Genomic DNA, 14587 nt, shown 5'->3' with positions numbered 1-14587 from the left:
TAACTAGCACTTTGTCAAACTCAAAAGGTATCTTAGAGTCAAAAAACTATTGGTTTATTTGGGATTTGATCCATTCCATCCGTGCTTGAAATGCTAATGACATTTGCTCAGTCACTATATTAGATGAGAGTTTACCAGCCAAAATATCGTTTGCAGCAGCTTCTATTTCAAAATTAAAACCGATACTTTTACGTTTATCATTAAACTCTGAGATTAACTCATCTCCCTGATATAAAAAGCACTGACTTGCTCGCCAAAAGTCTGGAATAGCAATATAACCTTTGTCACCAATGATGTAAGCCCAATTCTGTAATTTGCATCTAAAAGATGTAGCTAAGGTGGCCGTTACATTTTCATATTCAAATATGAAAGCTGCATCATTTTCGATTCCATTAGGTGCCAGATGTGAGGTAACAAATCCTGATATTGGCGTTTCATTAATGAAAAGTTGAGTAATGGCAATAGGATATACTCCCATATCATATACACAGCCACCAGCAAGCTCTTTGGCATACTCTCTTGAGTTAGGTTCATAAGCCTGCGGATAACCAAAATCAGCTTTAATGTGCATTAAATTGCCAATATGTCCTTCTTTAACCCATTGCTTTGCTTGCTGAATCGCTGGTAAAAAATACGTCCACATTCCTTCTAATAAATAAACTTTTTTTTGCTTTGCTAATTGATAAAGTACCTTTGCTTCTTCAGTAGAAATGGTAATTGGCTTTTCACACAGTACGGCCTTTCCTGCCAGAATTGCAGCCTTTGCTTGCTCGAAATGAAAATTGTGTGGGGTCGCAATATAAATAGCATCGACATTTTCATCATTGAATAAACTGTCATAATCTCCGTAAGATTGACAAATATCATATTGCGTCTTAAAAGCTTCAGCTCTTTTAGAGTCACGTGCTGCAATGGCATATAATCTGCTATTGTCGACATATGACATATCTGCAGCAAATTGATGAGCAATCCTACCTGCCCCAATAATTCCCCAGCTAACTTGCTTCATTTCTAATCCTTGTTTGTTCATTATTTATCCCACTCTGATTGTTCTGAGTCGCATGGATAAAATATAATCAATAATCTTCCGTAACTTTTTAAACCAAAATAATAGTCCAAGCTTATCCATTTAATAAAAGGCATGAACAAGATTAACTTTTATCATTATCTATTTTTATACTATTGGCGATTAACCGTCACGACAATAAAAAAGCCGTTAATTAGTATTAACGGCGGTTTATCAATACGACAACCAAAGTTATCGCAACTCTTATTTAGCAAGCATTGCATTGATAAGAGCCAATAAAAAGTAATCAATATTCACAAGCGACCTTCTTGTAGAATGAGATTACGTGAAAAAGTATGAACATTAAAAAATCATGCGATTAACATAATTTTCTAATAACTCTTGCTGACCACTTTGCGGTTTAGGGTCAAGCTGCTTAGCTTGGGCAAATTCACTTAACCCTGCTAAATCTAGCTTACCATGTAAAATGTTTTGACCTAGTTCACCATCCCAACCTGCATAGCGTTGCGCAACCTTTTTCTCTAAGGTTGCATCTGTAAACATGTCAGCCGCTTTAAGCAATGCCACAGCAATCGTATCCATACCACCAATATGGCCGTGGAATAAATCATTTGGATCGATACTTTGACGGCGGATTTTGGTATCAAAGTTAAAGCCGCCTGACTTAAAGCCACCCCCTTTCAAAATTTCATGCATGATTAATGTCATTTCTTCGACACTATTTGGGAACTGATCCGTATCCCAACCCAGTTGAGGATCGCCACGGTTAGCGTCGATAGAGCCAAACACATCGAGTGCAAAGGCATTAGCAATTTCATGATGGAATGAATGCCCTGCAAGCGTTGCGTGGTTCGCTTCGATGTTCACTTGGAACTCTTTTTCTAAACCGTACTGAGATAAGAAACCATGTACCGTCGCAGTATCGTAATCATACTGATGCTTAGTCGGCTCTTGTGGTTTTGGCTCGATTAATAGAGCACCTTTAAATCCAATTTTATGTTTATGTTCAACTACCATGGTAAGGAATCGAGCAAACTGTTCGCGCTCACGCTTTAAATCGGTATTTAATAGCGTTTCGTAACCTTCACGCCCGCCCCATAAAACGTAGTTCTCACCGCCTAGGCGTTGTGTTGCATTCATTGCAGTACAAACTTGGGTTGCGCCATAAGCGAACACTTCAGGGTCTGGATTCGTCGCGCCACCTGACATATAACGCTTATTACTGAATAAGTTTGCAGTACCCCATAGTAACTTCATGCCGGTTTCTTCTTGCTTCTGTGCAAGCACATCCGTCATTTCAGCAAAGTTATTTAAATATTCACGAATGTTGGCACCTTCTGGAGAAACATCTACATCGTGAAAACAGTAATAAGGCACGCCAAGCTTTTGGAAAAACTCAAACGCGACATCGGCTTTTTGTTTTGCCATTACTAAAGGTTCGCCAGATTCTAACCAAGGACGGTCAAAGGTATTAGCACCAAAAATATCAAAACCATTCCAACAAAAGTTATGCCAGTAACATGCTGCAAAACGCAGATGTTCTTTCATTGTTTTACCTAATACGACTTTATTTTCATCGTAATAACGAAACGCCAAAGGATTAGTTGATTCTGGGCCTTCATATTTTATTTTGCTGACGCCACTAAATAATTCACTCATAGTTCTCTCCAAACAGTAAGGTAAATACGCATGTAAAAAGTCACTACTTTTTCAATACGCTTATTATTAATCATTAAAATAATGAATTTAGGTTTTGATAAATTTGGCTGAATTTTTCACGACGCTCTTTGTGATGGTTAAATTCGGCTTGATTGGGTTCATATGACTCAACTAATGTTGGTACAGGACAAATATCTTCAATATTGGCATTGGGTGTTACCGCGAGTTGTGCAAGTCGTGCAGCGCCAAGCGCGGGACCAACATCGCCGCCTTGTCGATAAACGAGATTTTGGCCAAGAATATTTGCCAATAATATGCGCCAATATTCACTTTTAGCACCACCACCTATCAAGGACACTTCATCAGGCTTTACGCCCGATGCATGCAATGCATCGCAGCCATCAGCAAATGCATAGCCCACTCCTTCTAACACGGCTTTAGTCATGTCAGCTCGTTCAGTTGAATGAGTAAGCCCAAAGAAAACACCTTTAGCGTGTGGATTATTGTGTGGCGTGCGTTCGCCACTTAAATAAGGTAAGAAAATAAGATCTGATTGGTTATCTGATTGTTGTTGTGCTAATTCATTTAATAACTCAGGTACACTGACATTACCGACTAAATTTGCTAACCAATTCAAACAAGAAGCGGCACTCAATACAACAGACATTAAATGCCATGTACCAGGAAGCGCATGACAAAAACTGTGTACAGCACTGTCAGGATTTGATTTATAGCCGTCAGTGACTGCAAAATAAACACCGGAAGTCCCAAGAGACAACATAGCTTGACCCGATTTAATAATGCCTACACCTACCGCACCAGCAGCATTATCACCGCCACCGGCAACGACTGGCACTTGTCTGATGCCCCAGCGTCTAGCTAATTCAGGTTTAATGTAACCAGTGATTTCAGACCCTTCATAAAGAGTTGGCATGTGGTCACGAGAAAGGCCAGTAGCAGCCAGTAAATTGTCATCCCAATCTCGCTTCGCCACATCAGTCCATACAGTGCCTGTTGCATCGGATAAATCAGATGCAAAGTCACCAGTTAGAAGGTAACGAACATAATCTTTTGGTAATAATACTTTTGCGACCTTATCGAAAATCGCAGGCTCGCTCTCTTTAACCCACAATAACTTTGGCGCGGTAAAACCTGGCATAATCATGTTACCGGTAAGCTGACGAGCATTAGGCACTGATTCCTCAATACTAGTGCACTGCATTGCACTTCGACCATCATTCCATAACATTGCAGGACGAAGTACGTCACCATGATTATCAAGTAATGTTGCGCCATGCATTTGGCCTGAAAGTCCAATTGCTTTTAAATCTGCGAGTTGACCTTTAGCAGCAAGTTTGTCCATTGCTGTCATCGCTGCCTGACCCCAAGACTCAGCAGATTGTTCTGACCATAATGGTTGTGGACGAGAAACGGTGAGCGACACACTCGCTGTATCTACAACAGTGCCGCCTTCAGTTACCAATACTAGCTTTATACAAGATGTTCCTAAATCAATCCCTAAGTACACAGTCTCTTCCTCGAACAGTTCTTAATTAAGGCTCATTGGAGAACAATACTTCGCCAAATGAAAGTAACATAAACATTACATTAAAATGTTACCGCTCACAATTAAAAAGTTACTTTTTCAAAAAATTTTTGCAATAGGTTATAAAAACAATAACTTGAAGAACATCCAACATTGATAAGCAGTCATTAAAAACTGAAACGTAGCAAAAGACATGAAATATGAGATTGTAGATCAGCGAGAAATATCAAAAAAAATATCAATTCGTCATCCTTGACATATCTCCCCCTGTTTATTCATTTTTAGATTTAAGAACAAATAACTAAAGCTAAACACTGCATAATGGCTCGGTTTAGTTAAGTGTATTTTAAACAGAGAGCTATGCTTTGCATCAAATATGTAAATGGTTCTTTATTCGGGTTTAGATAATAAGAGTGTTTAACAGCATTCAAGGTTAATAGAATTATTTTAAAGGTCAGCGTTAACTGTTAATGAAAGCTTTAGTGAAAGGAAGAGGGAAAGGGATACGCGTAGTAATAATATTAGCGCCGAAATTTACTGTAAGTTTTTAATGATGACAACATATTAGTCAGCTCAAGAGCTACTCACGATTTAACAGGCTTTCAATTAAAAGATAATTCATAAACAAAATAACTATTCGCTATGAGAAATATATCATGAGCTAAAAACCATATTATGAGTAACACTGTCTATAACTATCAACCTCATTAACTGGCAGCCTCACTAACTAACAATGCAAATGAAAACGCATCGAAGTTATAGCTTAACAATTAACTTAACGAACAATTTATCAGCAATATACAGTGACTAATTATCAGGTGATACTGAGCTTTTATTAATCAATATGTCTAGAGTTGCAACTGAAACCAAGATTGTATGATAGGAAATAAAAGCTTAAATAAAGTAGAGATATCGCAAAATGGAACAAAGAAAATGAATTTATAAGTAAAATATAGCTAGCTAAAAAGAAATTAATCTATAGCATCTAGATTTTCAGACATGTAATGCATTCATTGAGAGATAAACTTGAATTAACTCCCCTACTCTATAGCAGTTACGCAGCAACAACCTGTGCAATCTTCTTCAGTGGGTTTAATCGATTATGCATCACTTTAATCGTTTCAAATTGCTGTAAAACTTTAGTTTCGGTTAATGGGCACTCTTTAGATAGCACCATAACTAAAGCTGCTTGCAAACTATTTTCTACCACTAATACCAGTACGTTATTACCACTAGCATTTAACAGAAATAGTTTACCAACTTCGCAATAAACACATTCTTGGCTTATTTCAAAAAACCATGATTTCGGCATTTGTGGTTTAAGCAAAAAATGTGAGGCGGTAGCATTTAATGCAGTTTGAACAATCGCCGCATCAGACATATTGACAATTTTAGGTAAGGTTTCAAGCATGTGAATATAGAATTTAGCGTGCTCGACACTAAACTCTGATGTTATTAACGCATCAGGGATGAGAGATTTACTTTTATATGGAGTTAAGAACTCCATGTCAGGACCCAATGAAATACTTAATCGCTTATAGCATTCATTAAATTCCCACTGCCAGTCCTTATTTGGCATTAATAACATTTTTAGTACCTAATTATAAGAATACAGTCTGATAATAGATTATATTTCCAACAATATCAAAAGTTATTTCAAATAATTGATATAGAGATCAAAAAGTTATAACGATCGAAAGATCAAAAACGCGATCGTTATAACTCACTAAGATCTATTATTTAGATCTTAGTATGGTTTTTAAGCTATTAAGATCTTATTTCGCTTTATAAGCATTAACAATATCATTAATTAAACCAGGCCCTTGATAAATAAAACCTGTATATATTTGAACCAATTGCGATCCTGCATCGAATTTAGCTAATGCATCTTCTGCACTATTAATTCCACCGACGCCAATAATTGGGATCTCACCGTTCAAAAATTCAGCTAATTGTTTGATCACTTTAGTTGAAAGATCAGTTAATGGCTTACCGCTTAACCCACCCATCTCATTTGCATTATCTAAACCAACGACTGCATCACGAGTTAATGTGGTGTTTGTGGCAATAGCACCATCAAATTTACTCTTTAATAAAGACTGAGCAATTTTTTCAATCTCTTCTGTTGTTAAATCTGGCGCAATTTTAAGCGCAATTGGAACATACTTATTATGTTTTTCAGCTAATTCCGCTTGCTTTGCTTTTAATGAACTTAATAAGTCATCTAAAAGCTCACCATATTGTAAAGTACGCAAACCTGGTGTGTTTGGTGAAGAAATATTTACTGCAATATAATCTGAATGCTGATAAACCTTCTCCATACAAATTAGGTAATCATTTTTACCTTCATCAACTGGGGTATCTTTATTTTTACCGATATTAACACCAACAATAATGTCAGTTTTCTTAGCCATTAAATTTCTAACTAAGTTATCAACACCTTTATTGTTAAAACCCATTCGATTGATAATCGCTTTAGCAGGTTTAAGTCTAAATAAACGTGGTTGTTCGTTACCAGGTTGAGGACGTGGTGTTACGGTCCCTACTTCAACGTGACCGAAGCCCATTGCATGAAATGCATCAATTGATTCGCCATCTTTGTCTAAGCCCGCAGCAAGCCCTACAGGGTTATTAAATGTAATTCCCATGCATGTGACTGGAGCAGCACTTACATTTTGACTATAAAATAGGTTTAAAGGGTTGTTTCCAGTGTTTTTTAAACTTCCAATAGCGATGTTATGCGCTACTTCTGGATCCATTTGAAACATTACTTTTTGTGCAACTTTGTAAAAAAACATGCTTTCTCCTAAACCTAAAAAAAGCCCCGGCTATTTGCCAGGGCTTGTTCACTTATTATAAATAATTATCTTGGGCCTTCGCAATGAAGGATCAATAAATTAAGTTCACGTAACGCCACCGAGAATTTTGCGAAATCATGGCTTTGAGACACTTTAAAGTCCGCTAGTAGATGGAACCAGCGTTCCAATAGCTTCTCATTATTATCAATCCACTGCTGAATGATTGTGTCTGCATTGCACGTATCAGTACATGCTCTAAGTACTGTAGAGCTCAATGCTCGTTGCTGCCAATCAAGCTCTTCTCTGAAGGCTGCACGTGCTAAAGCTTGCCAATGATTCGATACTGGTTGATTGCTGATTTGTTCTAGGAACCAATGCAATTCAACTTTCGCACCCAATCTGAAGTAAGTTTCTGCCACTAATTGAACAGTCTTTCCTTCGAGTTCAGCAATCTGAGCAATATCTAACGCTGAGAATAATGTACTCATTTTAGCAACAACTTGCGCTAATGACTCAGGTACACCTTGTTCTGTTAATGATTTTATTTCACTTGAAATTGCAATCACTTCTGCAGCAATCATATATTGATCAACATTGGCTTTTAACTCTTCAAATACTGGTTTGAAGAATGCCACTGTTTGCTCAATGTTCTCACCTTTATTGCGGTGACGAATAAACCAACGACAGGCTCTACGCATATTACGACGTAGTTGATGTAGCATCTCACTTTGCACATCAGCCGATACGACGCCATTGAGCTCAGTGATTGACTGAGTTAACTCTGCTAGACCAAAAACTTCGCGGGCCATAGTATAGCAAATAGCAGCCTCTGCGACTGTGGCACCTGTCTCATCTTGCATGCGTTGAACGAAATTAAAGCCCATGTCATTAACCAATTCATTGGCTAGTGACGTTGCGATAATTTCACCACGCAGTGGATGTGCAATCATTTTGTCAGCATATTTAGCTTGTAATTGCTGCGGGAAATAATCCGTAAGTAACTTACTTAAGAAAGTATCTTCGGTAATTTCTTCAGTCACTAACTGCTCTTTCAGCACCATTTTACCGTAAGCCACCAATACTGATAACTCAGGTCTAGTCAGTGGGCGATTATTAGCTAAACGCTCGGCAAGCTCATCATCAGTCGGTAAGAATTCAAGCGCTCTATCTAATTTGCCATCTTTTTCAAGATATTGGATATAGCGTATGTGCTCTTTTAACTGAGAAATGCCATGGGCTTGAGTGACTGAAATAGTACGAGTTTGGTCGTTACAATCTTGAAGTACAATTTCACCAACTTCATCGGTCATGTCTTCAAGTAAACGGTTACGTTGCTTAACAGTCAGTTCGCCGTCAGCAACCAATGTATTAAGTAAAATCTTAATGTTAACTTCGTTATCAGAGCAGTCTACGCCGCCAACGTTATCAACAAAGTCGGTATTGACTCGGCCGCCATTGGCTGCAAATTCAATACGGCCTAATTGTGTCGCACCTAAGTTACCGCCTTCACCAATGATTTTAGCTTTCAGTTCATTACCATTTACACGAATAGCATCATTAGCACGATCACCAACTTCAGCATGTGTTTCTGAAGTTGCTTTAACGTAAGTTCCGATACCACCATTCCAAATTAAATCGACACGCATTTTCAGTAATGCTTGCATCAATTGATTTGGCGTCATGGTGTCTAAATCAGTTTCAAGCATCGCTTTAATTTCTTTAGTCAGCTTCAATGATTTAGCTGAACGTTGGAAAATAGCACTGCCCTTAGACATTAACTTAGTGTTGTAATCTTCCCAGCTTGAACGTGGTAAGTTAAATAAGCGTTCACGCTCAAGATAACTTTTCTCCACATCCGGATTTGGGTCAACGAAGATATGCATATGGTTAAATGCAGCCACTAATTTAGTGTGACGCGATAACAGCATACCGTTACCAAATACGTCGCCCGCCATGTCGCCAACCGCTAAGCAGGTAAAGTCTGTGGTTTGACAGTCAATGCCTTCTTCACGGAAGTGACGTTTAACCGACTCCCATGCCCCTTTTGCAGTAATGCCCATTTTTTTATGGTCATAACCATTACTACCACCCGATGCAAAGGCATCACCAAGCCAGAAATCGTATTCGATAGCAATTTCATTAGCAATGTCAGAGAAAGTCGCTGTGCCTTTATCTGCCGCAACAACAAGGTAAGCATCATCTTCATCGTGACGAACAACATCTTTTGGTGGCACGACATTACCTTCGATAATGTTATCGCTTATATCGAGTAAGCCACGAATAAATAGACGGTAACATGCTTGACCTTCATTAAAGAACGCTTCACGTCCCCCATCAGTAGGGAGTTGTTTACAAACAAAACCACCTTTAGCACCCACTGGCACAATGACGGTGTTTTTAACTTGTTGCGCTTTTACAAGGCCGAGTACTTCGGTACGGAAATCTTCTCGTCTATCAGACCAACGTAATCCACCACGTGCGACTTTACCTCCACGTAAATGAACACCTTCAACACGCGGCGAATACACAAAGATTTCAAACTTTGGTAATGGGCGTGGCATCTCTGGGATATCTTCTGGCGAAAACTTAAACGAGATATAAGGCTTATTGATACCTGTTTCTAAAGTTTGATAGAAGTTAGTACGCAATGTGGCATTAATTAAATCTAAATAACGACGAATAATACGATCGTCATCCAAACTTGAAACATCTTCAAGACGTAAATCAACTTGCTCTAGGAACTTGCTCAAGGTACGAGTTTTGAGCTTAGGGTTGAATTTACGAATAAACATTTTAACCAACAAATCAGCAATTTGTGGGTAACGATTAAATGTTTCTTCAATGTAAGACTGACTGAAAGTCGCATCAATTTGGCGCATATATTTTGCATATGCACGTAAAATAGACACTTCGCGGCCGGTTAAGCTAGTCGCTAAAATCATGCGGTTAAATCCATCGTCTTCCAGCTCTTTATCCCAAACTTGAGATAATGCATTTTGGAAGCGATCTTGACTGTCCGCTAAATTATCGACTGCAGCACCTTGAACTGTCATTAAGAAATCTAAAATCCAGTATGTATGGCCATCAGCTGTTTTCACTTCATATGGGCGCTCGTTAATCACACGCAAACCGAAGTTTTCAAGCATAGGTAACACATCAGAAAGATGAATTGGCTCATCTTTATGGAAAAGTTTTAACCTAACTTTATTGTCATTTAATGCCGTTTCTTGAGGCTGATAGAACAACATTCCTAACTTATGTTCATCATTTAATGCTTCAAGGTGTTGAATATCAACCACAGCTGAACTTGGTAGAACATCTTCTTTATAGCTTGGTGAAAATGCATTTAAGTAACGCTTGGTTAATCCAGTACCAGACTGTTCACCTAAGGCATTATTTAAAGAACTGTGTAATTTATCTTCCCAAGAGCGAGCAGCTTCAATTAGGTTTTTCTCAATAGCTGCCACATCGACATCCATATTATTATTATCAACTTTGATGATGTAATGCGTACGCGCTAAAGTTGATTCAGAAAAGTAAGTAGTAAATTCAACATCTTCACTACTGTTAAAATGCTGAGCTAAAATACGTTGTGTATCTTGACGTAACTTAGTGTTGTAGCGGTCTTTTGATACATACACTAAACAAGATAAGAAACGACCAAAGCCATCTTTACGGACAAATAATTTTAATTTGTCACGATCTTGCATTTCTAGAACACCACGAGCTATATCAGCGAGTTGATTTTCTTTAGCTTGTATTAGCTCATCACGTGGTAAGTTCTCAAGGATATTCATCAAGGCTTTATAGTCATGGGAGCGAGGCGCTAAACCTGATTGCTCCATAACACGCTCAACTTTACCCGCAAGCAAAGGAATTTCGCGAGGGCTACGGTTATATAAGTTAGATGCATATAAACCTAAGAAGCGATCTTCACCAATCACATTTCCGGCTTTATCAAAGCGTTTAATCCCGACATAATCGACATATGCTGGGCGGTGAACACGACTTTTAGTCGAGCTTTTCGTTAATACGAGTAGGCTAGAATCTAATGCTTCTTTACGGGCAGATGCTGAGAACGTTGACAGTAATAAGCCACGGTCACTATGTTGATTGCTTGAACGTCCCATCAAACCAAGGCTTGATTCTAAATCTGGAACAAGCTCAACATCACCTTCTACTCGCTTAAGCTCATAATAACGATAACCTAGCAGTGTGAAATGATGATTATTCAAGTAGGTCAAAAAGTTAGTCGCTTCTTCCATTTCGGCTTTTTCACCAGGAAATGGCTGCTTAGGTAACTTTTTAATGGTTTCTGATAATTTGTCAGACATCTGTTGCCAATCATCAACAGATGACACGACATCGGCAAAAACTGACTCAAGTTCTTTACCAATGGCTTTAATATCTTTTTCACTGCTTTGACGGTCAATTTCAATTAAAAATACCGCAACATTTTCAGTTGCTTCTGGCGCATCTTTAATAAATGACACTTCTTTAACCAATTCCTCATCACGTTGTAAAGCAAGTGGTGTATGTAACACCATATGCGCCGTAATGCCCATGCGGTTTAATGCCATAGTCACTGAATCAACCAAAAATGGCATATCAGGTTGAATAATTTCAATAATACTATGGGTAGACTGCCAGCCATGTTTTGACTGACTTGGGTTAAACACACGGATGTGGCTGTTGGTTTCAGCAGATTTATTGAGGGCATTCCAAAGGCTTAATACTGCACCATAAAGGTCGCTGTCATTACGAGCATTTAAGTCGTCTTTAGACATATGTGCATATATACAATTGGCAAATTGCTCAACTTGTTTAGCTTGAGAATTAGGGATTTTTTTATGAATTAAATTGACTACATTTTCTAGTAGTACTGAAGGCATTGCATCTTTAAAGGCCATGTTGCAGTTTCCTTAAGCGTTTATGGCAGCGCTTTTATCATTATATTGGATGCTTCGGCTTGTTGATTCAGTTTTAGAACTGAGATCTGGAGCAAAGTTTATTACTAATTTAATGCTATTTCGAGCACTATTTTAGTGGTAGATCCTCTAAAATCCTTGTTAACACAGCAATTATAGTCACTATTTGACCAATCAAGCGTTTAGATAGAGTAAGTATGCAAAAAAAAAGAGGAGCTAGGCTCCTCTTTATAATTCTAAACCGTTTACCTACTTGGGTTTGCGCCAAAATACTGCTGATAATGCAGGTAAAATAATTATCGCACCCAACATATTCACTAAAAACATGAAAGTTAACAAAATACCCATGTCCATTTGGAACTTAAGTGCCGAGAAGAACCAAGTACTTACACCGATGGCTAATGTTAAGCCAGTAAAGATAACCGCACTACCTCGTTCAACAAGTGCTTCGAAGTACGCTTGTTGAACTGCCATTCCTTGGGTTAATTTGCCGGACATGGTCGATAAAATATAAATACCGTAATCAACACCAATCCCGACGCCTAACGCAATAACAGGTAACGTACTCACTGCAAGACCAATATCTAACCAAGTCATTAATGCTTGAGCTAAAGTCGACACGACATACAAAGGCACGATAACTGCTATGGTGGCTTTAATTGAACGGAAACTTATCAAACAAAGAACAAATACAGCGCCATACACATAAATCATCATAGGCAATTGCGCTTCACTGACAGCTTCATTAGTGGCAGCCATTACTCCTACAGGTCCTGATGCCAGTTTAAATTGCAAGGTATCAGTGTTTAGTTGTGCTGCAACTTGTTTAACTTTTGCTGTAACAACTTCAATCGTTTCTGCTTTATGATCCTTTAAGAAAAGAAACACTGGCATGACCGAACAGTTACCATTAAGCAAACCAGATGTAGTAGGCACCCGCCCTACAGCTTGAACCAAACTTGCTGTAGTACGTGGAAGCACTTGCCATTTAGGATTACCTTCATTAAAGCCAGCATTCACCTGCTTAGACACCGACGCAAGACTTGCTGTTGACTCAACACCTGGCGTATTACCTACCATCCATTCAAATTGGTCTATCTCATTAAGAATCGAATGATAAGTACACGCTTCAGGTGTCGCCTCAACAATTACCGTCATGTAATCGGTAGTAATTGAGTAATTATCGGTAATATGAAAAGTATCTTGGTTATAACGCGAATCAAGGTGCAATGCTGGCGCTCCGCCTTGTAAGTCACCAATTTTCATATTGCTAGCTTGCTGAAAACCAAAGGCATAAAGCAGTACCGTACAGACTAATACTACACTGGCATATTTTGGCGTTGCAAAACGTGATAACGACTTCCACAAACCTTCAATTTTTGCTTTTTTAACTGGGTCTTCTTTTTCTGGCTTTATCGTGGTGTATGAAATAACCAGAGGCAATAAAATGAGATTGGTTAAAATAATAACCGCAACACCTAACGATGCTGAAATAGCTAGCTCACGGATAATGCCGATATCAATAGCTAATAAGGTCAAAAAGCCCACAGTGTCAGACAGTAATGCGACGCCACCTGGAACTAATAAACTACGAAAAGCTGACGCTGAAGCGGCTTTTGTATTTTGACCATCAATAACACGACGTCTAACAGCATTAATCATTTGTACGCCATGACTTACACCAATAGCAAATACCAAGAAAGGTACAAGAATTGACATAGGGTCAAGACCGAAACCCACTACCGTTAATAATCCCAATTGCCAGCAAACCGCAACCAAGCTACAAATCAAAGGTAATAAAGTTAAAATTAATGACTTAGAAAAAAGGTAAACCATGACGGCAGTGATTAAAATCGCAATCAAGAAGAAAAGTAAAACGCCTTTTGCACCTTCAGCGACATCACCTGCCATTTTAGCAAAACCAATAATATGAATTTTTATCGTATCAGTTTCATATTTACCCCGAAGTTCTTCTTCAAGTTGCTTAGCAAATTGAATGGTATTCAATGGTTTGGTGGTAATATCTTTTTCTGCGCCTTCAGACTCTGCCATTTCTTCGTCAGTTTTGGCCACAAAATCCATTAACTGAGCCGTTAACATGGCTGATGAGTAGTCATTTGATACTAAACGTCCAACAATCCCTGCCTTTTCAACGTTATCGCGGACTACATTTAAGCCATATTCATCATTACGAAAGTCTGCTGGAATGACAGGGCCGCCAGCAAAACCGTCTTCAACGACTTCAGTAAAGCGAGTTGATGGCGAATAAAGTGATTTAACTTGAGAACGTTCAACTCCAGGAATGAAAAATAATTGATCGTGAACGTTTTTAAGTGTTTCGAAGTATTCAGGGTTAAAAATATTGCCACTGGTATCTTCAACAGACACCATAATCCTATTCGCCCCACCAAAATCTTTTTGATGTTTGGTATACGTTTTCATGTACTCATGATTCAGCGGAATATTTTTGCTGAACGCCGCATCCATTTTTAATTGGCTAGCTTGGTAACCCAAAAAAATTGTAATGAGTATGAATGACAAAATCACCCACATACGGTTTCTGAAAAGATGGGTTTCAAATCCATTGACCAGTTTTTCTAACATCTTATCGGCCCTATTATTGTTGTTT

Annotated in this window: 7 protein-coding genes; all 7 read right to left on the bottom strand. The window is 38.4% G+C overall.

Annotated elements, in window-relative coordinates; translation table 11 throughout:
- Positions 1-46: 46 nt before the first annotated feature.
- The 7 genes from AN944_RS10055 to AN944_RS10025 all read right to left on the bottom strand — a co-directional run bounded on the left by AN944_RS10055 (position 47) and on the right by AN944_RS10025 (position 14562).
- Entirely contained in the window at positions 47-1030 is a 984-nt protein-coding gene (locus AN944_RS10055; RefSeq protein WP_235530885.1) for a Gfo/Idh/MocA family protein, read from the bottom strand.
- Positions 1031-1369: 339 nt separating this feature from the next.
- Positions 1370-2686, bottom strand: coding sequence for a xylose isomerase (gene xylA / locus AN944_RS10050; protein ID WP_055024475.1), 1317 nt, complete (start codon positions 2684-2686; stop codon positions 1370-1372).
- 73 nt (positions 2687-2759) lie between these two features.
- Positions 2760-4214, bottom strand: coding sequence for a xylulokinase (xylB, locus tag AN944_RS10045; RefSeq protein WP_055024474.1), 1455 nt, complete (start codon positions 4212-4214; stop codon positions 2760-2762).
- Between the two features lie 1072 nt (positions 4215-5286).
- Positions 5287-5820, bottom strand: coding sequence for a cell division protein ZapC (locus AN944_RS10040; protein ID WP_055024473.1), 534 nt, complete (start codon positions 5818-5820; stop codon positions 5287-5289).
- A 187-nt stretch (positions 5821-6007) separates the two neighbouring features.
- Entirely contained in the window at positions 6008-7030 is a 1023-nt protein-coding gene (gene pyrD / locus AN944_RS10035; protein ID WP_055024472.1) for a quinone-dependent dihydroorotate dehydrogenase, read from the bottom strand.
- Positions 7031-7095: 65 nt separating this feature from the next.
- Positions 7096-11940, bottom strand: coding sequence for an NAD-glutamate dehydrogenase (locus AN944_RS10030; protein WP_055024471.1), 4845 nt, complete (start codon positions 11938-11940; stop codon positions 7096-7098).
- Between the two features lie 267 nt (positions 11941-12207).
- Positions 12208-14562: an RND family transporter gene (locus tag AN944_RS10025; protein WP_055024470.1), complete on the bottom strand. Its 2355-nt coding sequence runs from the start codon at positions 14560-14562 to the stop codon at positions 12208-12210.
- Between the last annotated feature and the right edge of the window lie 25 nt (positions 14563-14587).

Source organism: Shewanella sp. P1-14-1 (assembly GCF_001401775.1).
In the GTDB taxonomy this organism is placed as follows: Bacteria; Pseudomonadota; Gammaproteobacteria; order Enterobacterales; family Shewanellaceae; genus Shewanella; species Shewanella japonica.
The sequence above is the reverse complement of the archived record's forward strand: the minus strand, read 5'-3'. Positions and strand labels throughout refer to the sequence as shown.